This window comes from Chryseobacterium sp. YR221 (assembly GCF_900176315.1).
In the GTDB taxonomy this organism is placed as follows: domain Bacteria; phylum Bacteroidota; class Bacteroidia; order Flavobacteriales; family Weeksellaceae; genus Chryseobacterium; species Chryseobacterium rhizosphaerae.
Genome location: NZ_FWXM01000007.1, coordinates 266,422 through 288,781, shown reverse-complemented (window position 1 = coordinate 288,781; position 22,360 = coordinate 266,422). Strand labels below are relative to the sequence as shown.

General features: G+C 37.2%; 24 protein-coding genes. 2 read left to right on the top strand and 22 right to left on the bottom strand.

The window, feature by feature from the left end; translation table 11 throughout:
• Positions 1–13: 13 nt before the first annotated feature.
• Positions 14–1,489, bottom strand: coding sequence for a RagB/SusD family nutrient uptake outer membrane protein (locus tag B8967_RS20030; RefSeq protein ID WP_084087493.1), 1,476 nt, complete (start codon positions 1,487–1,489; stop codon positions 14–16).
• Between the two features lie 5 nt (positions 1,490–1,494).
• Positions 1,495–4,332 (bottom strand): SusC/RagA family TonB-linked outer membrane protein, encoded by a 2,838-nt coding sequence (locus tag B8967_RS20025; protein WP_084087492.1) that lies wholly within the window; start codon positions 4,330–4,332, stop codon positions 1,495–1,497.
• Positions 4,333–4,680: 348 nt separating this feature from the next.
• On the opposite strand from B8967_RS20025, the gene B8967_RS20020 reads away from it, so the two are divergent.
• Complete coding sequence (locus B8967_RS20020; RefSeq protein ID WP_047486195.1) at positions 4,681–5,352, top strand: DUF4197 family protein; 672 nt, start codon at positions 4,681–4,683, stop codon at positions 5,350–5,352.
• A gap of 40 nt (positions 5,353–5,392) precedes the next feature.
• On the top strand, positions 5,393–5,698 hold the full coding sequence (locus B8967_RS20015; protein WP_047486197.1) for a DUF493 family protein: 306 nt from the start codon (positions 5,393–5,395) through the stop codon (positions 5,696–5,698).
• Between the two features lie 325 nt (positions 5,699–6,023).
• Here the strand turns inward: B8967_RS20015 and B8967_RS20010 are convergent, their stop codons facing one another.
• The 20 genes from B8967_RS20010 to B8967_RS19915 all read right to left on the bottom strand — a co-directional run bounded on the left by B8967_RS20010 (position 6,024) and on the right by B8967_RS19915 (position 22,171).
• Positions 6,024–6,374, bottom strand: a complete 351-nt coding sequence (locus B8967_RS20010) for an ArsC/Spx/MgsR family protein (protein WP_047486199.1) — start codon at positions 6,372–6,374, stop codon at positions 6,024–6,026.
• A gap of 88 nt (positions 6,375–6,462) precedes the next feature.
• The gene (locus B8967_RS20005) at positions 6,463–7,077 is read right to left on the bottom strand and encodes a deoxynucleoside kinase (RefSeq protein WP_047486201.1); all 615 of its coding nucleotides are present in this window, start codon (positions 7,075–7,077) and stop codon (positions 6,463–6,465) included.
• Between the two features lie 24 nt (positions 7,078–7,101).
• Positions 7,102–8,064: a hypothetical protein gene (locus tag B8967_RS20000; RefSeq protein WP_228406267.1), complete on the bottom strand. Its 963-nt coding sequence runs from the start codon at positions 8,062–8,064 to the stop codon at positions 7,102–7,104.
• A 91-nt stretch (positions 8,065–8,155) separates the two neighbouring features.
• A complete protein-coding gene (locus tag B8967_RS19995) occupies positions 8,156–9,181 on the bottom strand; it encodes a glutaminyl-peptide cyclotransferase (RefSeq protein ID WP_084087521.1) in 1,026 nt (341 codons plus the stop codon).
• An 84-nt stretch (positions 9,182–9,265) separates the two neighbouring features.
• On the bottom strand, positions 9,266–10,288 hold the full coding sequence (locus tag B8967_RS19990; protein ID WP_047486206.1) for a glutaminyl-peptide cyclotransferase: 1,023 nt from the start codon (positions 10,286–10,288) through the stop codon (positions 9,266–9,268).
• 35 nt (positions 10,289–10,323) lie between these two features.
• Complete coding sequence (locus B8967_RS19985; RefSeq protein ID WP_047486208.1) at positions 10,324–10,707, bottom strand: VOC family protein; 384 nt, start codon at positions 10,705–10,707, stop codon at positions 10,324–10,326.
• On the bottom strand, positions 10,704–11,210 hold the full coding sequence (locus B8967_RS19980; protein WP_084087488.1) for a GNAT family N-acetyltransferase: 507 nt from the start codon (positions 11,208–11,210) through the stop codon (positions 10,704–10,706). The genes B8967_RS19985 and B8967_RS19980 overlap by 4 nt, the downstream gene beginning before the upstream one ends.
• 4 nt (positions 11,211–11,214) lie before the next feature.
• Positions 11,215–11,640 (bottom strand): SRPBCC family protein, encoded by a 426-nt coding sequence (locus B8967_RS19975; RefSeq protein ID WP_084087486.1) that lies wholly within the window; start codon positions 11,638–11,640, stop codon positions 11,215–11,217.
• Positions 11,641–11,693: 53 nt separating this feature from the next.
• Positions 11,694–13,304, bottom strand: a complete 1,611-nt coding sequence (locus B8967_RS19970) for a Na+/H+ antiporter (RefSeq protein ID WP_084087484.1) — start codon at positions 13,302–13,304, stop codon at positions 11,694–11,696.
• Positions 13,305–13,447: 143 nt separating this feature from the next.
• Complete coding sequence (locus B8967_RS19965) at positions 13,448–14,452, bottom strand: bestrophin family protein (RefSeq protein ID WP_084087482.1); 1,005 nt, start codon at positions 14,450–14,452, stop codon at positions 13,448–13,450.
• Between the two features lie 79 nt (positions 14,453–14,531).
• A complete protein-coding gene (locus B8967_RS19960; RefSeq protein ID WP_081988917.1) occupies positions 14,532–15,209 on the bottom strand; it encodes a DUF2490 domain-containing protein in 678 nt (225 codons plus the stop codon).
• Between the two features lie 127 nt (positions 15,210–15,336).
• Complete coding sequence (locus tag B8967_RS19955) at positions 15,337–15,729, bottom strand: DUF1398 domain-containing protein (RefSeq protein WP_084087481.1); 393 nt, start codon at positions 15,727–15,729, stop codon at positions 15,337–15,339.
• 139 nt (positions 15,730–15,868) lie between these two features.
• Complete coding sequence (locus B8967_RS19950) at positions 15,869–16,318, bottom strand: VOC family protein (RefSeq protein ID WP_084087479.1); 450 nt, start codon at positions 16,316–16,318, stop codon at positions 15,869–15,871.
• A gap of 69 nt (positions 16,319–16,387) precedes the next feature.
• The gene (locus B8967_RS19945; RefSeq protein ID WP_047486220.1) at positions 16,388–16,759 is read right to left on the bottom strand and encodes a VOC family protein; all 372 of its coding nucleotides are present in this window, start codon (positions 16,757–16,759) and stop codon (positions 16,388–16,390) included.
• Positions 16,756–17,166 carry a hypothetical protein gene (locus B8967_RS19940; protein ID WP_084087477.1) on the bottom strand — a complete coding sequence of 137 codons (411 nt, stop codon included), beginning with the start codon at positions 17,164–17,166 and terminating at the stop codon, positions 16,756–16,758. The genes B8967_RS19945 and B8967_RS19940 overlap by 4 nt, the downstream gene beginning before the upstream one ends.
• Complete coding sequence (locus B8967_RS19935) at positions 17,163–17,633, bottom strand: hypothetical protein (RefSeq protein ID WP_084087476.1); 471 nt, start codon at positions 17,631–17,633, stop codon at positions 17,163–17,165. Before B8967_RS19935 ends, B8967_RS19940 begins: the two co-directional genes overlap by 4 nt.
• 9 nt (positions 17,634–17,642) lie before the next feature.
• A complete protein-coding gene (locus B8967_RS19930; RefSeq protein ID WP_047486225.1) occupies positions 17,643–18,098 on the bottom strand; it encodes a DUF1569 domain-containing protein in 456 nt (151 codons plus the stop codon).
• A 409-nt stretch (positions 18,099–18,507) separates the two neighbouring features.
• Positions 18,508–19,716, bottom strand: a complete 1,209-nt coding sequence (locus tag B8967_RS19925) for an ABC transporter permease (RefSeq protein WP_084087474.1) — start codon at positions 19,714–19,716, stop codon at positions 18,508–18,510.
• A 71-nt stretch (positions 19,717–19,787) separates the two neighbouring features.
• Positions 19,788–20,741, bottom strand: a complete 954-nt coding sequence (locus B8967_RS19920; protein ID WP_084087519.1) for an HlyD family secretion protein — start codon at positions 20,739–20,741, stop codon at positions 19,788–19,790.
• A gap of 11 nt (positions 20,742–20,752) precedes the next feature.
• The gene (locus B8967_RS19915; RefSeq protein ID WP_084087472.1) at positions 20,753–22,171 is read right to left on the bottom strand and encodes a TolC family protein; all 1,419 of its coding nucleotides are present in this window, start codon (positions 22,169–22,171) and stop codon (positions 20,753–20,755) included.
• Between the last annotated feature and the right edge of the window lie 189 nt (positions 22,172–22,360).

Below are 22,360 nucleotides of genomic sequence, written 5' to 3'. Positions count from 1 at the left end.
TTATGTATGTATTTTAGTAATTCGGGTTTTGCTGAGATAATCCTCCGGCTTCCATGAGAAACTCATAAGGAAGTGGGAATAATTCATGTTTTCCAACAACGAATTTCTTATTGCCGTCTGCTGCCATGGCTGCCTGTGCCTGCCCTGTTCTTACAAGGTCAAACCATCTGTCATGTTCGAAAGCCAATTCCAGTCTTCTTTCCTTCCAGATAGCCACTCTTACGTCTGCCTGAGTGGTAGCCGTTGTTTCAGCAATTTTAGCTCTTTTTCTCACCTGATTCAATAATGGAATTGCCACACTGGTTTGCCCCAATTCATTAAGTGCTTCTGCCTTGATCAACAAAACTTCTGCATATCTAAGATAACGGATATTGGTATCTGTAGCATCTTTGTCATAGAATGCTGATGAGTATGCCTTATAATTATAGAATTTATTTTCTACGGTATTAGGAATGTATCTTCCGTCATATAACGTCATATCTCTGTGAATGATCGTTGCATCTCTTCTTTCTGTATCTCCTTCTGCTGTGTAAGCATCATACAAGCCTTGTGTAGGGGTTGCAAATCCCCAGCCCCAGCCTCCGGAACCACGAACTCCCTGTACTTTACTGTACTGCTGGATGGCTCTTCCGGCATCACTTCCTGACCCCTGGATTTCAAAGATAGATTCTGCATTATTCTCTCCTGAAACTTTATAAATATCAATAAAATTAGGAGTCAATGAATATCCGGTCACCAAATCGCACTGTTCTGCTGCCAGCTGCCATTTCTTCTGGTAAAGATATACTTTAGCCAATAATGCGTGAGCTGCCCCTATTGAAGCTCTTCCAACATCAGTAGCTCCATATGCAGACTTATTAGGAAGCGCTTCTACAGCATCTTTTAAGTCTTTTTCAATAAATGCATAGATCTCTTCTTTGCTTACTCTTGTAAGCTGCATTTTTTTATCTTCTTCATTTCCAAGAACCGGAACACGGTCTACTAAAGGAACTCCTCCAAAAGATTTTACCAGGGTAAAGTACATAAAAGCTCTCAGGAACTTAGCTTCTCCCATTAATCTTTTACGTAATTCAGGATTAGCCTTATCCAGTTTTGGAATATACTGTAAGGCTTGGTTACATCTGTTTATTCCCTGATAATTAGAAGCAAAAAGCTCTTTAAAAGAAGGGGTGGTTGCGGTAATATTGATGGCATCCAGAAGATTTTTATCTGATCCTGTATCTCCTTCCGATGATCCTTTATCAGCATCATCAGAGATAATGGACGTTACTCCTATCCAGGCAAACGTACTCATATTCCAATCTAAGAATTTGGCATAGATAGAATTTACAAAATAAGTGGCCCCATTGTCATTATTAAATTTTTCAAGATCATCAATTGTCATTGACTCTGATGGTTTCACATCGATAAATTCATCGCTACAGCTTTGTACAGCAGCTACTGAACCCAATAACATTAAAGAGACTAATATGATTTTATTTCTTTTCATTTTTTCTAAAAGTTTATGTTTACACCAAATACAAAAGATCTTAACGTAGGGTATGCATTCAATTCTACCCCTGCCATTTTATAAGGATCTCCTTCTGTTTTCGCATCCGTAGGGTTATATCCTGACAATTCTGTGGAATATCCCGTATATTTCTGCCATACTACCGGGTTGATAGCACTTACATAAAACTTCACAGATCTTACATAGTCTACAATATCTTTTACGGTATATCCGATTGATATATTATTAATTCTGAAATAATCTCCGTCTTCTAAGAAATAGGTAGAAGCAATAGGATTATCTGTATAAGGTTTAGGATTGTATGAATTAGAGTTAGATGGGCTCCAGTAATCCTGTGCTACTGAAGATTCAATATTAATACTGTTTCCTCGCTGTGCTTTCTTACCGTTATATACTTTAAATCCAAACGCTCCATATCCATTGGCTGCAAAATCCCAGTTTTTATAGCTTAAGGATACGTTGATCCCCAGTGTAGATTTCGGAATATAAGAATCGAAATATTTTCTGTCTCCGGCATCAGCACTTCCTGTAACACCATTTCCGTTAAGGTCTTTGTATTTCATATTTCCACTCGCATCTACTCCATCATACTCCCATAAATAGAAGCTTCCCAATGCATGTCCTACTGTAGAACCGTTGAATAGTTTTACCCATTGTCCATTCCCCAGATCTCCACCACTCAACTGAGCAATATTCTTTTGCGTATCCACTCTGGTAAGCTCATTTTGATTGAAGGAGTAATTGGCTCCTAAAGAGTATGACCAGTCATCTCCTACTTTATCAGCCCAGTTCAGTGAGAATTCCATCCCTCTGTTTCTTACAGCCCCTACGTGAGAGTAATAGGTTTCTGACTGACCGGAAGTCGTGTAATTGGTAATTCCTAAAATAAGGTTATTGGTTTCTCTGTTATAAGCATCAATGCTACCCGTTAATCTTTTGTTGAATAATCCAAAATCCAATCCGGCAGAAGATTCTTCGGTAACCTCCCATCCTAAAACAGGGTCAAAACCTTTGTTTACCGTGATACCATTACTTACAGGATTTGCATTTCCATATCCATAGTTATAAGACGTACCTGAGTTTAGCGGAAGATAGTTCAGAGGAACTCTCTGGTTACCTAATTTACCCCAGCCTCCTCTTAGTTTTAAAAGATCAAAGAAGCTGTCTTTCATGAAATCTTCTTCAGAAATGATCCAACCTGCTCCGAATGACGGGAAAGTTCCCCATTTTTGTCCGGCTGCAAACTGTGAAGATCCGTCACGTCTTACCGTAGCACTCAATAAATAACGATTCATAAGTTTATACTGTGCTCTGGCAAAATAGGAAACGGTAGTATTTCTATCGTATTTTACAGCATTAAGGGTCTGAACATTATTTACATAGTTCGTATCCTTAATGTTCCAGTAATTCTGATCATTTAAAAGCAGGTTCTTTCTTTTTACAATCAGCTGATCGATACCGTTTCTTACGGTTGTTTCCGTACCAATGGTTGCTTCAAGATCATGAACCCCGAATTTTTTATTATAAGTTAAATAGTTCGTTAAAGACCAGTTGTAGTAATCTTCTCTTGTATTCTCCAGGGTATTGTAAGGATTGGTATTGGAGAACCCTGCTGCTGTTCTTGTAGGGTCTTCGGCAAGCCATATCGCCACTTCATCTCTGAAATTATAGGCTTTATAATTAGAATATTCGCCATTAAACTGAGAGGTAAACTTCAGTCCCTTAAGGATATCAATATCCAATTTCAATCCTCCCTGTAATAATGTATTTTTGTTTTGTTCATTATTCAGCAATAGCTGGCTTACCGGGTTGGTGACATCATTAAATTTATTCCCTGTATAATCTACAAGACCTGTGGAAGTGTTTACGTAAGGCATTCCAAACTGTCCTGACGGATAGTAAACAGGAACCATTGGAGATTGTTTATAGGCTGTTGTAAAAGCATTAAACGGTTTCGGAGTCGTTTTTGTAAAAGCTACACTGAAATTTTGCTGTAACGTAATCCCTTTAGCAATTTTAAACTCGTTATTGGATCTGATGGTGGCACGGTTATAATCTGTACCTCTCAGAATAGACTGTTCGTCATAATTACTTAAACTGAAGAAATATTTTACGGCTTCTGAGGAACCTGAAACAGAAAGATTATGCTGATTATAAACTCCTGTCCTTGTAATTTCTTTAAACCAATCTGTATTTACCGGTTGGTCTGTAGAAAATCTGTTGATTCCCAACGCTGCGTTATTATAGGTGGCAAACTCTGAAGAATTAGCCATTTTCACAGTTTTCAATGGAGTTCTTATTCCTATTAACCCATCATAAGAAACACTTAGTTTTCCTTTTCCGGTTTTTGTGGTAATAATGATTACCCCATTAGCGGCTCTGTTACCATAGATGGCTAAGGCTGCTGCATCTTTCAGGATATCATAGGTAAGGATATCATTAGAGTTAATATTATTGATATTCTCTAAAAACATTCCATCAACTACATAAAGCGGTGATCTTCCTCCGGTTACCGTTCCCAGACCTCTGATCAATACAGAAGGTGTAGATCCCGGCATATCGGAAGCTGTAATCTGTACCCCCGCAGCTTTACCCTGAATAGCTTGGGAGGCATTTAAAACTTTAGTCTTTGTTACTTCTTCGGCACTGATGGAACTGATGGATGTTGTATTATCTACCTTTTTACGGCTACCATATCCAATCATTACGACCTCATCAATTTTCTGGACTTTAGCAGAATCCTTTGTAACCTGCGCATCCACGTTCATACCAAAGTACAGAACTGCGATAAGGCATGAATACTTTAAATTACCTTGTTTCATATAGTTTCAATTTTATTCGTACAATCAAATTTTGTGAATGTCCCTATTTGACAGCAATTCAATTTCTCAAAAAAAGACATTAGCCAAAAATATAAAAAAAAACGAACAATGTTAATTTATCTTAAAAATTGAAAAAAAATTACATAATTTTACACAAAAACAGATAAACGGTTTAATTTTATGAATTTAAGATCAGAATATTTGTCAATACATCATCATATTATTAATTGCAAAAACATGGTTTTTAAGATATAATTCACCAAATGCAGTCCTGAATTTAATATTTTGTTAATATGATAATAGTATCTACCTTTGGTGCAGTTTTTGAAAAACCAACAAAAAGGATCAATGAAAAAATATATTGTTGCTGCCGCTCTCATTATTGGAACCGGAGCAGTTATTAGCACTACCGTACAATCCTGTACAACGCTGGCGACCTCTGATATGGGACTTTCTATTATCAAAAGAATGCTTCTCAACGGAATAGACAAAGGAATGGGTGTTTATGCCAATAAAGAAGCTTTCCTACAGAATAATATGGTGGATAAAGCTCTTCCTAAGGAGCTGAGGGACATCAATTCTATGCTTGAAAAGGTAGCACCGTCATTGGTGGCTAAAGAAAGAGATTTCATTGCCCAGGCTGCCGCTTATACGGTAAACACCTCCAAACCGATCTTACAGGGTGCTGTCAATAGTTTGAATGCACAGGATGTAACCAGAATCATTCAGGGAACAACCGCTACACAAATCCTGAAGGAAAAAACATCTCAGCAGCTTATTGCTGCTATTGCTCCAAAAGTAGATGAAAAACTGAACGAATACGGAATCGTTAAAACCATCAATACGGCTCTATCGGGCAGTAACTTTCTGGGGAATCTTTTAGGAGGTAACAACAACACAGTTAATGCAGGGGGACTGAGCCAGCTTGCTTCTGAGCAGCTTGTCAATGGAATATTCAACATTATCGAAGACTACGAGAACCAGAACTCCAAAGCCCTGCTGGGACCATTTGGGAAATAAGGGAAATTTCGTTATATTTATATTATATTAATACTTGCAGATGGATATATTACAAGGAAATCAACACGCAAATCCTGAGGATTTTTACAAATCTTTAAAGGAAAAACTGGAGGATCATCATGATTTTCCGGAGGATTATTTATTTAAATTTATTATCCCTACAGACCAGGCAAAGCTTACCGAAATATACAAGGTTTTTGATGGTATTAAATTTACTCTGGGAAACCGTGAAAGTAAAAATGGAAAATACACAGCCTGTAATATCAGTGCATTTGTTTTGGATGCAAATCAGGTGGTGACTATTTATCAGGAAGTAGCCAAAATAGAAGGGGTTATCCTGCTATAAAAAACTTTAGTCACAAAATACATTTGTGGTTATAAACCCGGCTGGCCTATGAATAGGCCAGCCGGGTTTTTTATACGCCATTCACAGCTACTTTTCAGTAAGCAAATTATCCCGGAATATTTTACTCTATCTGACAAAACTTCATCCATACGGATCTCAATACATCATCTTAAAAATAAAGCCTAGGATCCTTACAGAATACTGAACGGAGCATTTAAAATTGCCTATTACTTATTATTTGAAGAGCACCCCTTGAACGTCAGGGAACATAAAAAAAGAGGCTGTTTCATATGGAAACAGCCTCTTTTTATTGGGTCTTTATTTATTATTTTTCAATAAAAAATTTCACGTTGTCAATAGGTCTCCCCAGCATGGCTACAGAACCTTTCACAAGAATAGGTCTCTGTATCAGAGATGGGTTTTCAGATAAAATTTTGATCCATTCTTCTTCAGAAAGGTTTTTATCTGCATAATTTTCGATATAAAGTTTTTCTGTTTTACGGATAATATGAAAAACACTTTGATTAAGTTTTTTCAATACTGTTTTTATTTCCAGAACACTCAGCGGATCTTCAACAATATTGATAATTTCAAAAGCTACCCCATTTTCATCAAGATACTCTAATACAGCATTTGATTTCGAACAGTTCCCGTTATGTAAAACCTTAACTAACATCTTCTATTTTATTTAAAATTAAACTTGCTTTCTTACAAATTTAGTAAGAATCTGACGGATCTTCTCTTAATGGTCTGGTAAATATTTGTTAAAACAGCCCGTGTAATTCAGCTTCAATTTTCTCAAGAATAAGTCCAAAATCTTCCGGTTTCTCTACAAAATCAAGGTCATCAACTTCAATGATCAGCAGTTTCCCTTCTGTATAATTGGAGATCCATTTTTCATACTTCTGATTAAGCTTTGAAAGATATTCTATGCTGATGGATGCTTCATATTCACGTCCTCTTTTATAGATTTTCTTGACAAGATTGGGTACATCAGATTTTAAATAAATTAACAGGTCCGGTGCAGATACAAAACTCTTCATTAAATCAAAAACCGACGAATAGTTATTGAAATCCCTATCAGAAAGAAGTTTCATATCATTCAGGTTTTCCGCAAAAATGTGAGCATCTTCATAGATGGTACGGTCCTGAATAATATTCTTTCCACTTTCTCTGATCTCCTTTACCTGGCGGAATCTGCTTCCCAGGAAGTATACCTGAAGGGCAAAACTCCATTTGCTCATATCCGAATAAAAATCTTCCAGATAAGGGTTATGATCTACGTCTTCAAATTGTGCATCCCATCCGTAATGCTTGGAAAGCATTGTAGTGAGGGTTGTTTTTCCTGCTCCAATGTTTCCTGTAACTGCAATATGCATATTTTTTCCTTTTGTATTTGCTGATTAATTGGTAAGTCTTTCTACCCCTTCAGTCTGAATCTCCCGGACATCTTCTACCAATTGCTCTAAAGTATGGTCCGATTTCCCTTCCGGCTGGGTCTCATCTGGCTTTTTTTCAGAATTCTCTGTTGGTTTCCCTGTAGATTCCTGAATAATTTCCGGCTGAGATTCCGGTTGTTTTTCCTGTTTGGGTTTCTTTACTTTTTCAAGGCTGTAAAGATAAAGTTTGTTCCCATTGATTTCAAAATAAGAGAGGATGTTTTTATCCACAATTTGTGCTTCCGGATCTTCAAAAACAGTCGTCATCCCTTTTTCGGGACTATATTTTAAAATAGAATTATTGGTGATCACCAAAATAGTATCATTCTCTCTCCTGAATCTTTTTCCGTTCACCAGGGGAGCTTCAAAAATTTTCTCAAATTTTGGCGTATAAATTCTAATGTGATTCCTGGTTAAAATATAGATTTTATTTTCATAGACCAGCATATCTGTAAGATCCTCAAAACTGATATCAAAAGGATAAGAATTGATAGTCGTATCATTTCTGAAATTATATTGTATCAGCCGTTTTGTGCTGTCATCCAGAAGCCATAGCTGCTGTAAATCTTCAGCGTAGGCCATTCTTATAAATCCGAATTTCTGCTTAAAATCTATCCGCTGGATCTCATTCATATTCTGATCGACAAATTTCATTTCCTGAGCATTTTCTGAAAACAGAGGAACATTCAGTGGATTTTGAACGTTTTGTACTTTATAGGGAACGGTAAGCATCATTTTTCCAAGTTGCTTCCCTAATGAATCATATTTGGTAAAGCTGAAATCCTTGCTTTTGTAGATGTACAGGTTTCCGTAATCATCAGCAAGCATATCTTTAGCTTCCTTCAGTTTCAGGGTATCCAAAGGAAGAACTTTCTGCGCTGCGGATGAGCAGAAAACGAAAATCAATAATAAATATACTGGCTTCAAATTTTATGGCATTAAAGATAATCTTCCTTGTCGGAATATCGGCAATTTACATACTTTTTCTGTAACCTGAAATTAAGTTTTCAATGGTCATTTATTTTATGGCAACCTCATAGATTTTAGGCCAGTTTTTCCCTGTCACCAGCATATTTTCACCTTTAAAAGCAATCCCATTTAAAACATTTTCTTCATTACCCTGATTATTTTCTTTGGTGATTTGGGTGAAATCAAACTTTCCGACAACTTCTCCGGTTTCCGGATTTATTTTCAGAATAACAGGTTTAAACCAGACATTGGCATAGATAAAACCATGATGATATTCCAGTTCATTTAATTTGTCATACGTCTCCGTATTTCCTGCTACGGAAACTGTTTTCACCACTTTGGAAGGATTATCGGTATCTAAAAAGTAAAGATTCTTTGAACCATCGGTAGCAATAAGGTTTTTCCCATCATAAGTTAATCCCCAGCCTTCTCCGATCACATTGGGTAAAGGAAATTCTGAGAGTTTCTCTAATGTATTTTTATGGTAAACAAAACCAATTTTATTCTGATAGGTCAACTGATAAATTTTATCACCCACAATTGCACAGCCTTCAGAGAAAATATCGGCGGGTTGCTTTTTCACCATTGCCGGTGTTGTGGAGCCCAGTGTATATTTTATCAGCTGGGAAGCTCCCTTTAATCCGTCACTTTCATAAATAGTATTACCTTCTGCAAGAAATCCTTCCACAAAGAAAGTAGGATCATGCGGATAGTCTGCGAGTATTGTATATGAAAGATTTTGTTCGGGATTTTTGGCAAAAACATTAATGGTTGCATCCTGGTTCAGGGTTTCTCCATTTTTAGTCTTAATCACAAAAACCACTTCATTATCTCCTAATCCGAAAAACTGAGGGTCTACTACAAGGTTGGCTGTTTCTTTATCTCCAAAGCTGATGCTGATGCTTTCTGCATGATCTGTCACTTCCTTTGGAAGATCCAGCTTATCGCCAAAATGATACCCTTTTGCCTCCTTTGCATTATTATAATCAGCCAGGGAATCAAGCATTTTTTCATTATTATTACAAGATACCAGCAAAAGAACTGCTGCCAGGCCGGTTAATATATTTCGTCTTATCATTTTTCAAAAATACTAAATTTTAGTCCTTACATAAAAATAGCGCTCCATGGGAACGCTATTTTTTATACTTTATCTGTGAAATTATTTCACCTGAACTTCATAAATTTTTGGCCAGTTTTTACCGGTTACCAGCATATTATCTCCTTTAAAAGCAATTCCGTTCAATACGTCATCACTTCCTTTGGTATTCTGTTTTGCAATATCTGTAAAATCAAATGTTCCTACCACTTCTCCGGTAGCCGGGTTGATCTTTAGAATGATTGGTTTTTGCCATACATTGGCATAGATAAATCCATTGTGATATTCCAGCTCATTAAGCTGATCATATGCCTGAGAGCTTCCCGCTACAGCAATATACTTAATCAATTTTGAAGGATTAGCCGGATCAAGGAAATATAAAAGCTTGCTTCCGTCTGATGCGATCAGGTTTTTCCCATCATAGGTTAATCCCCATCCTTCCCCGAACAAATTAGGGTACGCAAATTCTGAAAGCAGTTTTAAAGAACTCTTATCATAGATATATCCTTTTTTGCTCTGCCATGTCAGCTGATATACTTTATCTCCCACAATAGTACTTCCTTCAGAGAAATCTTCCGGAGCCTGTTTTGTAGAAGCAAGCGGTGTAGTGGTTCCCAGGGTATATTTTAGAATCTGTGAAGATCCGTTCTGCCCGTCACTTTCATAAATTGTATTTCCTTCGATCTGAAAGCCCTGAACAAAATTCTTGGGATCGTGAGGGTATTCCGCGATAATCTGGTAGGAAATATTTTTTTCAGGAGTTTTTGCAAATACATTGATGGTAGCATCCTGGTTGAGTACTTCTCCTCCTTTTGTTTTAATATTGAAAGTAACCGCATTATCTCCCAATGTGAAAAATTTCGGGTCCACAACAAGATTTGTGGTTTCTTTATCTCCAAAGCTTATAGTAACACTTTCTGCATTCTCCGTCACCTCTTTTGGAAGTTCAAGTTTATCACCGAAATGATATCCCTTTGCTTCCATTGAATTATTATAGTTGCTTAGTGTATTAAGGATCTCCTTATCCTTATTACAAGATGCCAATAATAAAATCGCTGCGAAACCTGCTATTATATTTTTTTTCATTGATATTCTAAATATTTCTCCAAAAATAGCAAATTTTATTCCGTATTGCCAACATTATCCACAGGTTCGCCAAATTGTAATATATAACCGTTATTGTCATAGATTGCAAATTCTCTCATTCCCCAACCAAAAGTTTCTATTTCGTAGCAGATTTCTGCATTTACATTAAGTTCTTCCCAAAGTTCATCCACATTATTTACATTAAAATAAAATGAGCCTGTAAAGCCTATTCCATGGTTTTTCTCATGCTTATTCGGTTGGGAAATCATAATATACACCTCATCTTTACGAAGAGAAGCCCATTGCCATTCATCATTTCTGCCCATTAATGTAAAACCCAGAATATTCATATAAAACCCGATGGTATCATCCATATTTTCTGTCCAAAGGATCGGACGCAGTGCTGTAAATTCTGTCATGATTCCTGTAATTCAAAATTTGTCTTATTGATTTTCATATTAATAGACAGCCATGTTTCACCATCTATATTCACTTCACTTTGGGTTTCCGGATCAATCCCGAAACCTACTTTCCTGTAACATTCAATAGCTCCATTATTCCAGTCATATACATTAAGTTCAGCGGTTTCTTTATCAAAATGGCTAAACCCGTATTCCAGCAGTTTTTGTACTACTTTTTTGCCATAGCCTTTTCCTCTGTTATTTTCATCCCAAATTAAAATTCTTCCCAACAGAAAAGTATTTTCTTTTATGCAGATCTGTGCATGACCAATGGTATGATGATCCCCATCCATTATTTTAAATAAGGTTCTGTTTTCATCCAAAAGATCAGCTTCCAACTGTTTTTCAGTTAAAGGAAAATGGTAGGCAGGACCGGCAAACTGAAGAAGCATTCTTTCATCTTTTACTTTTGAAATTAATTCTGAAGCATCTTCAATGGTAAATGGAAACAAGTCAATCATCGTTTTAATTTTCTAAAAATCCTTTTAAACTTTCTCCAATAATCACATTCCAGCCTTCCGTAAAACTTTCTCTTGAAAAACCTTCTCCCAAATCTTTGAAATTGTCAATACCATCATGAACCAATGTAACCACAGTTCCGTTCTGTTCAGAAAACAATTCCCATGTTACCACGGTTTTCAGTGGCGAAAAATCAGGATACGCCCAGGTGTATTTCAATATTTGAGAAGGAATAATCTCTAAGATCTCACACTGATGGTGATATTTTCTAGCTTCACCGGGTTCGTAAAAATTAAAAACCTTTCCTGCTTCCGGCTCAAAATCTGAGATATTGAAATACCAGGATTTCATTTCGTCTTGATCGGTCAATGCACGCCAGACCTTTTCTGCCGGAGCATTTATTTTGTATTGGACAACGATGGGTGTACTCATATTAGATAAGGTTAAAGTTAAGATTTATGTCAGCTTCAAAGGTTATACAATGATTAGTGTGAAAATCCGGTAATCTTTGCTTCATCAAAATCCAGCTGCATTTCAATAGCTCTCATCACATGGTCATCAAATATTTTTTCCTTCTTCATCCTGTGAAGTTCATTTCTCTGCGCCTGGATCACCTGGCGCAATACATCTTTATTTTCGTTGATTGCCGTCACATAATCACCTGTAGAAGCCATACACTGAGCTTTATCAGCCATCAGCATCATTTCATTTTCAAGCTTATGTTTTTGGTGTCTTACCAAACTGTTTCTCTCCGCAAGATCAGAAAAATCATTATCCAGGGTATGCAGTGCGGTTTCCTTTAGTTTTCGCATCAAAATCACTTCCTGCTTTTCTTCAGGCAATTCACTTCCTGCATCTTTTATATTCAGCAGTTTCAGAATAGGTGATAATAATAATCCCTGTCCCACCAACGTAATTAATATAATAACGAAAGTTACGAATAAAATAATATTCCGGTGTGGGAATGCCTCTCCATTGGGAAGAAAGGCCGGAATAGAAAGTGCTGCAGCCAATGAAACCACCCCTCTCATGGCGGCAAAACTGATGATAAAAGGTTCCCGCCAGTCCGGCTTAGGAGCTTTTAATCTCAATTCTTTTGAACAAAGCCTTGGGAAATACATCAGGGCATAGCTGTAAAGTATTCTTGTTCCGATAATCGCTCCACCAATGACAACGCTATAGAAAATTCCTTCTGAAAAAGTATAATCTGTCAACCCTTCCACAACAATCGGCAGCTCAAGGCCAATCAGGATGAAGATGATCGTATTCATTAAAAATATCAGGACACTCCAGACATTTCCGGACTGGATCCGGGAGGTATGGCTCAGGTAGCAATGTGAATTATAGGACATTAACAGTCCTCCGGCAACCACCGAAAGGACTCCTGAAAAATGGAAATGCTCCGCTCCTACATACATAATGTAAGGAACAATCAGAGTAATAACGGTATCTATATTAGAATTGGTAGGTATGATCCTCAGTAAGGCTCCAAACAGAAAACCTATAGCAACTCCCATAGCAATCCCACCGATGGCCATGGTAAAGAAATCCTGCACGGCATCTCTCCAGATAAACTGTCCTGAAATAACTGCTGCTAAGGCAAATTTAAATACAATTAAACTGGAGGCATCATTGATAAGGCTCTCCCCTTCCAGGATACTGGTTATCTTTTTGGGGATTTTCATGTGCTTCAATACGGAAGTAGCCGCCACTGCATCAGGTGGTGAATTTACTCCTCCCAACAGGAATCCCATAGCGACTGTAAGCCCCGGGATAATGGAGGATGAAAGATAAGCAACCACTATGGATGTTAAAAATACAAGCCCGAAAGCCATAGAAAAGATCTGTTTCCTCCATTTATGAAAATCCTGCCATGAGGTAAACCATGCAGCTTCAAATAAAATAGGAGGCAGAAATATAAGAAAAACAAGATCGGGCTCTATTTCGATACGCGGCATTCCCGGAACAAGGCTTATTAGAAGCCCTGCAATCACAAGAAAAATCGGATAAGCCACTTTCAGCTTTTGCCCAATCATTACTAATATCATTACAGATAACAGTACTGCAATAGATATAATAACATAACTGTGAATCATTTTGATTTAGTTTTTTTAAGTGTTATTTTTTTATTCAGTGGAAAGTTTTCTACCCATCTATCGGAGTTCTTTACTCCATAAAAAGTGGAAAAACCTTTTACTCTTTTAAACATCTACCTGAATATAATTAATCCGGAGATTCGCTAGAGTACAATATTATTCTTCGGAAGAATTGCGGGTGGAAGGTCAGATTCATCCAGCATATCTCTCATATCAATTTCAATGGTACGGCTGATCTGAGTAATGGGTACATCATTCGGACTTCCTTCAAAAGGGTTTACAGAGGCTTCCCCTACACTGTCCAAAGTATGGAAACACCAAGTCACCAATAATGAAAATGGAATATTAAACCAGACTGTCCATCCTTCCAGTGTTGTTCCTTCTCCCAATTTATCAAACTCTTTCAGCAATCCGAAAGGAACAAAAACAATGAACAACAGCAAAAGATAGGTGGTAATGGATGAAAAATTCCGTGGATAAGGAAAGTTTTTAATTCTTTCTGCTTTTCCCTGGCTATCTGTAAACTTCACCAGCTGTTGGTTGATCTGCGTCCATTGAAAGTCATTGAGTTCTCCTTTTTCATAAGCTTCAGAAAGTTCTCTGCTTTGGCTGGCCATCAATTGTGTTGCCCTATTCTTTTTGCTTAGAATGTATTGAAGTTCCGTTTCCGAAAGATAGTTTTTCAGTTCATCCTCCAGTTTGGAAAGTTTTTCAGGGACATCATATTTCCTTGAATATTCATCAAACTGTACGGTATTCATATTTTCCCAGGCTCTCGGTTCACGAAGCTGAAACCTTAAAGCGGTAAGCCAGGCATAATGACGAAGAAACATCTCTTTTACTTTATGAGGATCTTTTGAAGAGAGTGCATCTCTTAGAATATATCCAAAACTGCGGCTGTCATTAATGATAGCTCCATAAATCTGTCTGGCTTCCCAAAGCCTGCTATAACTTGCATTATTTTTGAATCCTACAATAAAAGCAACTGCCGTTCCCATGATGGCAATAGGTTGCCATGGAACATACAGAAATTTCCATCCCAAAAAATACAATAAGGTGGGAATGGCTGATAATAGGGTTAAAACGTAAATACTGCGCCTTGTCCAAATAATGAACTCAAGTGTTCCAAATCTTTTTCCTGAATGCATATATGTTTTTTTTGTGTTAATTAATCTACTTACAATAATGACTTTTTTTCATCGGGCATTCAGCATCATCGGGTCATTGCTAATTTTTCGTAAACGGGATATTATTATAAAAACCGATCTGAATCTGTCCACGGTTTCTGTTTTCCTGAAGCTGGTTCATATACCCTGCTTCTATCCTCATATTCTTATTGATGACATATCCTAAGGCTCCGTAGACTCTGTTTCTATCGAAGACAGGACTGTTGAAGTGGAGGAATATTTCATTATATACAGAGGCATAAAGGGTTTTCGGCAGCATTTCTTTTTGAGTAATCGGTATCGTTACTCCCAGCATATAACGAAATCTCATTCTAAAATCTTCTTCCAGAAAACGTTCTTCCAAACGGTAACGGTGCTGAAGATTAAAACGTCCAAACTTCTGTTTCGTAATGAACTGCTGAAAAATCCTGTGTTCTATATTTTCTTTTTTCTCTCCGTTTACGTAAGGCTGGCTTAGGATAAAACCATATCCCAATAAAACATTATTGTTATTCTCAGTAAGGTCATATCCAATTCCCGTACGGATTAAAAGCTGCTCCAGATCTCCTATTCCATCAAAGTTTCTGTATTGGATCTCATTATGGAAGTTCAGTTTTTTGCTGATCTTATTATTTCCGAAATACATATACCAGGCTCCAAGGTCACTTTTCTGTGCAAATGTAAATACCGATCCTAATCCTAATATAGTGAATGCCAACTTCGTAAAAACCTTTCTCATATTTATTAATTACTATTATCTATCGTTTTAACAAAATTAATAATTTAAATCAATAATAGCAAACAATATTTACATCCGATTTATATTAAACCCCTTTAAATCTGACACTTTCAAATAAGCGGTAGCTTTAGCCCGGAATTCGTTCTACCAGGACTTCATCATTATTTTCACTGAAATAAGTACAGGTCATGGCGTTCAGGTCCATTTTCCAGCCTTCCACTCCATACTCTGCACAGTCATTACAAAACGTCATATAATCAGTTCCTCCCTGCTGATGAAGTTGTAATCTCCTTTTAAAATTTTCAAGGTTTATATTTTCTGAAACGGTGATGTTCTGATATTGGCTTCCGGTTTGTATCGACTGGTGGTCTGTATCGAAATATTCGGTATTCCCATCGGATACGTAAGTGATATAATGGGAAACGCCTAACCTTTTTATGGCTTGGATATAGGGAGGAAAATCGGCACCGCTCTTTACCTTTTGATGCTCTGTTTTAATGTCTTCAAGTCTGAATTTCATCTATTTAATTTTTAACGAACAGATCGTAAGTCTCTGTCTGTTCAAATTTAAAAATTTTTGGAATGCCAATTATTATCCAATAAAAAACCGGCAGTATGACTGCCGGTATATTGTTGTATTCAAATACAGAATATCATGTTTATGGATGCTGCTGCATTTTAGCAGGATCGTCATAGTTGACCATCCAGTTGATCCCGAACTGATCACTAAACATTCCAAAATAAGCGCCCCAGAAAGTATCAGCCATTGCCATTGTTACCTGACCGCCTGTAGAAAGACCGGCGAATAGCTTATCAGCTTCTTCTTTAGATTCAGCATTGATAGAAATGGAAAAATTGTTTCCTGCTTTAAAGTTTGAAGCCCAGTCTCCACCGGTATCACTTCCCATCAATACAGTTTCTTTAGAAATAGGAAGGGTCACATGCATGATTTTATCTCTATCTTCCTCAGAGGTTTCTTTTCCCTCCATCGGAGGCATTTCTCCAAAAGTTCCGATATAAGGATATTCTCCTCCGAAAACTGATTTATAGAAATCAAATGCTTCTCTGCAGTTCCCATTGAATGTTAAATAAACGTTTACTGTTGCCATGATTGTTTTTTTATAAGTTAAGTTTTAATGAGTTTTTGATTCAGGCTTTTATATTTTCAGTCACAAAAACTACCTGTGCTGATCTATCAGGATCATATTTCCATCGGGATCTTTAAGGTAGATATGTTCCGGACCTGAAGTGGTTTCATCCGCTGGTCTTTCAATCTCTATTCCGTTTTCTTTTAAATGTTTCTGTATGGTTCGTACATCATCAAAAGAATCGAGATTCTGGGCATTTTGGTCCCATCCCGGATTGAAGGTAAGCATATTACCGTCAAACATAGCCTGAAAAAGGCCTATCAGTGTAGATCCGTTTTTCAGAATCAGGTAATTCTGTTCTGTACCTCCCGCCATTGTTGTAAAACCCAGTTTTTCATAAAAATCTTTAGACTTTTGAAGGTCTTTTACACTTAAGCTGATTGAGAACGCTCCTAATTTCATATTTTTTTTGTTTTTAAAGCTAATTGGCTCCCTGCCATTACCAGTATCCAGACCAGTATTCCTAAAACCCAGAACCAGATTGGAGTAGGTAAAGATGCCATCATATAAATGGTGATCAGTAAAAAAATGATTCCGCAGATTATTGCTGCAGTATGTTTTCCGTTGTTAGAAATTTTTGTGGTTGTAAATCCTGAAACAAAGGCAGCTAAAGCATATGCCATAATAATAAAGAACAGAGCCATGAAGGGTGCTTCCCCTACATATTCCTTTAAAGCTTCCATATCATTGGGATCTGTACCTACAGGAGGTGGATATAGCTGATGTCCTATATTCTCAACAATGGCAATGCCGATAGAGCCCACGATAAGTCCTACGACAACAGCCAGTATTTGTCTCAGGATACTCATTGATTTTTCAGATTGGTTTTAAAATCAAGGCTCCCATCATAGCTTTTCCAATCCCCCACAAATTCAATATACTGCCCTTCTACCTTTTCTGTTTTCTTATTCCATTTGAAAGTATAAATAAATTTACCTTTAAACACCCCCGAATGTTTTCCTTTATTTTCTTCTACCCATTCATATTCCCCGAATACCGTTCCTTTTCTCTTGGCATCTTTGTATTTTGTTATGGTAATTTTCCCTTCAAATTTCGCATAGCTGGTATCTACAAGAGAATACCCGGATACAAAATATTCCTGATCATTCTTTTTATTCTGTTCAGAAATATTAATTTTCAGTTTCAGCTCTTTTGCTTTACTTCCTATAACTCCAATGTAAGGTTTACTGTTGTTTAACCAGACATTCGAAATATCAGGCATCTGCCCCAATACAAAATTGGCAGCAAAAATGAAGATTAATAAAAGTTTTTTCATAGCGTATTTTTAAACACCAAACTGTGCTAAGTGGTGATTCAAATGTTTTGCAAACATATTATTCCACTCCTGCGCATTGAGTTTTCCAAAAGAAAAAGATTCTTTACCGTCAAAAGCAGCAGCTCCCAACTGTTGTGTTTTTTGAATAAAACCGATTAATCTGGTTTTTTCCTCTTCGAAGTTTTTTCTTCCTGTAATCAAAAATTGAGGAGCGGTTGGGGAGTCTCTTGGGTAAGCTTTCTCTCCAACAATCTTAGGTTTTAAAAAAGTTTTCAGAATAAATTTTGCAATAGCGCCCGGTTTTTTATGTTTTTCGGGCTCATACACCATCTCATAAGTTACGCTACAGTGAGCCAGCATCTGGTCAACTGTCATTTTCCCCCATAATCCGTGGGTATCTTCAACAAGCTTATGAATTCTATCAATATAGTTCTGAGCATCTTTTGCGTCAAACACGTTTTCCATATTTTCTCTAATTAACTAAAGACAAATATATCAGTTTTTTTGTTTGATTTTTATGATGGAAGAATTTTTTGTTGTGAGATACAGGGTACAGGTTTCAAGTTGCGAGGAGTGGATACAACGTGCGTGTTGATGAGTATGAAAATTGGAGGGTCGGGAAATTTTACGGTATATATATGTGAATACAGGCTAAGCCTTATCTCTAATTCCATTATACTGTGTACATATCCTCTATTGATGAAGTTTTGGCTAAAGCCAATGGAATTTTTTATATAAACCAAAACGGGCTAAAGCCCGTTCCTATTGAATTTTTATATCCGTTGTACCAACGACAGCAGGTTGATTATCATTAATACATTATACATTGTACATCACCCTTTCCCTCACAGATCGCTTTTACTTTTTGCCCCTATTATTCATTTTCTTCCTCAGCAATACTTTCTCCTGCTATTTCCTGAGGTGCTGCTTTTTTAAAAATAAACCAAAGTTTAATCTTTAAAGCAATCCATCCTATAACCGCATATACCACTACAAGAATGCTCAAATGTTCCAGATAGGGGAAAGTAAGTTCTACTGATCCTTTTTGAATCAATAAGATTTTAAATGCCTGTAAGAAGGGGGTTAGCGGAATGATATTAGCAATCATCTGTACAAAGGCAGGCATTGCACTTAAAGGCCATGTAAATCCACTAATGATAAAGGCAGGTGAAGCAATGACCATCAGAATCTGTGTCGCTTTTAAAGCATTAGGAATCAATATACTTATAAATACGCCCAAAAATGATGCAGAACCCACAAATACCGCAGTAAGGAGGATAAAATTGAGTATTCCCTCCGGCATAGGAACTCTAAAAATCATATGCATAAAGTAATAGATTCCCACAATAAGAATGGATGACACCCATATTGGAATCACTTTGATAAGCATTGTTGGGAATGCCCATTTTTTCATTCTGAGATATTCTTTTACAAAAGACCCTCTTTCAAATTCTGCAGCAAAACTTACCGCCATTGCCAGCAGTATGACCTGTTGCAGTACCACCGCCAGCATAGCCGGCCACATGAAGATAAGATAGTTCCCGGTAGTATTGAAGAGTGTAATATAATTTGCTTTGAAAGGCTCATATTGCGTGGCGGCCTTTGCCGCAGGCATTCCCGCTTTCTGTAATGCCTTGATGGATGCTCCCGCAGAGAAAGTTCCTATGGTCAGCTGAAGAGCCTTGGAGGCAAAATTAGCGGTAAGCACGTTTCCCGTATTGATATAAACATTCAGTTCCGGGTATTTTTTCTGAAGCATATCGCCTTCAAATCTTGACGGAATAATGACTACCGCTGCTGCTTCATGTCTGATTACCTCATCTTTAATACTCAGCGGTTCCTGAAGGTATTTGATAATTTTAATGCTCTTATTATCATCCAGCATTTCCGTCAATTGGTTAGACAAAGGAGTATTATCCCTATCCACCACCAGAACGGGAGTATTTTCAACTTTTCCGCTTTTGTAAACAAACCCCAGCAAGGTTGCATAAAAGACAGGTGCCAAAAAGAACACTGTCCTTAAGGTAGAATTGCCGATAAAAAGTTTGAACTCACGTTTTAAAAGACGGAAAAATTCTTTCATCTATTTATATTTTAAATGACCAGATGGTAACGCTCCAGGAGATTTATCCATCATGCTCCGTTTCATATTATTTATTTCAGGATAACATTTGCATTGACCAAGATACTTTTAGCCTTATTCATATCTTTAGGTTTTACTTTGATCTCGTAAATGGCGTCCTGCAGCTGGTAGTCAGGATAAGCGGTGGTAATATCGGCATACTTTGTCAGCTGTTTGATGTATACAATACTCCCCTGCAGTTTTTCTTTGTTATAAACTACCTGCATATTAACATCCTGCCCTTTTTTATATTTTGAAATGGCACTTTCCGGAATCGTAAACCTGAAAAAAGTACTTTCCGGAATATATCCGTTGAATAATGCAAAACCGGCTGTCGCCAATTCTCCTGTATTCAGGCTTATGGTTTCAATCTCCATATTATTGGTCGCGATGATGTATCTTTCCGAATAGGCTACATTAGCTTCCTGCAATGCTCCTTTAGCCTGGGAAGCCTGCCCTGCGGCCATTTCTACTTTTTCAAAACGGGTTCCTCTTGTCACATCGTCCAGTTCTGCTACCACGGCATCATACTGGGCTTTTGCTCCCTGAAGTTTTGCATATACTTCATCATGAGCCTGTGGAGACATCAGACTGTCACGGAACATATTATTGGCTCTTCGGTAAGACTTTTGAGCAAAATCATACTGCTCTTTAAGTCCTTTGTATTTTGCCTGAAGCTGTCTCAGCTGGTCTGCTGTAGCTCCATTTTTGGCCATCTGCTCCTGGGCTGTTGCGGCGCTTACCGCTCCCTGAGCCTGAGCTATTTTTGCAGAAACTTCCGGAACATCAAGCTGCGCAAGGGTATCTCCCTTTTTCACAGTCTGTCCTTCGGAAACATATATTTTTACAATTCTTCCGGTCACTTTCGGAGCAAAAGAGATGACATCCTTTTTAGTTTTTCCTTCCGGATCTTTTATTTCATTTTTTTTACCGCAGCTTCCTAACAGAAAGAGGGCAACAAAAAGTACAGCTATATTTTTATGCATCATTTTAATTTTTACGGGATTAAATAAAATTTGGTAATATCCAGCTCCTGGGTAGACCTCATCAGCTCTATCCCCGCTCTTCTCTGGTTGAAAATTGCATTCTGATATTCAAGCTCCACAGATTCCAGATCATTTTCAGCTTCAATAAGTTGTGAAGATTTACTCATCCCATAGCGGAATTCTTTTTCAGCCTGTACCAAAGCATTTTTTGCCAATTCTTTTTCTTTCGCCTTCAAAGTAATCTGTGCGGTAGCAATATCATAGTTGGTTTGGTTATTGGCAAGGTTGAGCGTTAATTTTTTCAGTGCATCTTCTTTTTGATTCTGCAGTACTTCTTTTCCCACTTTAGCTGTTTCTTCAGCATGCTTTCCTTCTTTCCCATCAAAAATTTCCCATTTAAAGCCTACTCCAGCCGTAATTAAAGGAAATACATTGATATTATTCGGGCTCCAGTCCAGTTTTCGTCCTTCATATCCTAATAATGGGACAGCAGGCACTACATTTTCAGAAGATTTAATCCGGTTTCCATACAGTCCGATATAATAAGCAGAAGCCATTAGCTGTACTTTAGGAATCATCCAGGTTCTTTCAGATTTTATCTTATAGTCTGCCGCCGTAATTCCATGTTCCAAAGCACGAATTTCTGCTCTTTGGTCTATCCCCTTTTCCGGAGAAAGCAAATCTACGGGAGTCAGGACGGGTTCAATCATTCTTAGTCTTTCTCTATTGATTCCTGTGAAAATATAAAGCTGAGTAAGAAGTAATTCCTTTTTTCCTTCATACTCTACCATTTTTGCATTCAGAGTGGCCTGGGCAAGTTCTATTTTCTTATGATCATAAGGAGTGATCAGTCCGTATCCTAACGCTTTATCTGCTGTTTTTTTATTGATATCAAGCCTTTTTTTGCTTTCATCCAGTACTTTTTTAGACTGATGGATCAATGCCAGCTGGTCATAGGCTCTCGAAATACTGGCTGCCACTTCATCTTTTGTTTTCTCCAGGAGAATATCTTCAGACTTTTTCTTTTCTTCTACCGCTTTCTTCAGGTACTTCACTTTCCCTCCGGAATACAATAGCATTTTAGCTTCCGCTTTAGCTACTCCCGAAAATCCGGATACATTAAAATTATTGTTGAAGCTTCCCTCAGGAATACTGATAAAGGGGCCCAAATTAATCTCAGGGGACGTCAGTCTTGCTGTTCCATTCAGATAGCCCACCTTTCCGCTTAGTTCCAAAGTAGGAAGAAAGATATCTTTCAGCTTATGCTCGTCAAGATCGGTAAGTTTATTTTGGGTAATCTGCATTTTCAGGTTCGAGTCCCGAACCATTGCACTGTCTAAAAGTTCTTTAAAATCCGGCGCAGACTGTGCCCAGCCAAAAGCAGGAAAAGCAAAAAAACCAAACGTAAAAATCAATAAATTGTTTTTCATGGTTTATGTTTATAACAAATATAATGCAAAAAATGTTAAGAGTCTCACAAATAAGTTAAAGAAAATAACAAATTTAAACTCAGTTTAAAATAAGTTTAACCTCAATCATTTATTTATCAAAGACCTGTAAAAATCGTTTAATTTGAATTTGAATTATGTTTTATTTTAAAAAATTATAATTTAATTATT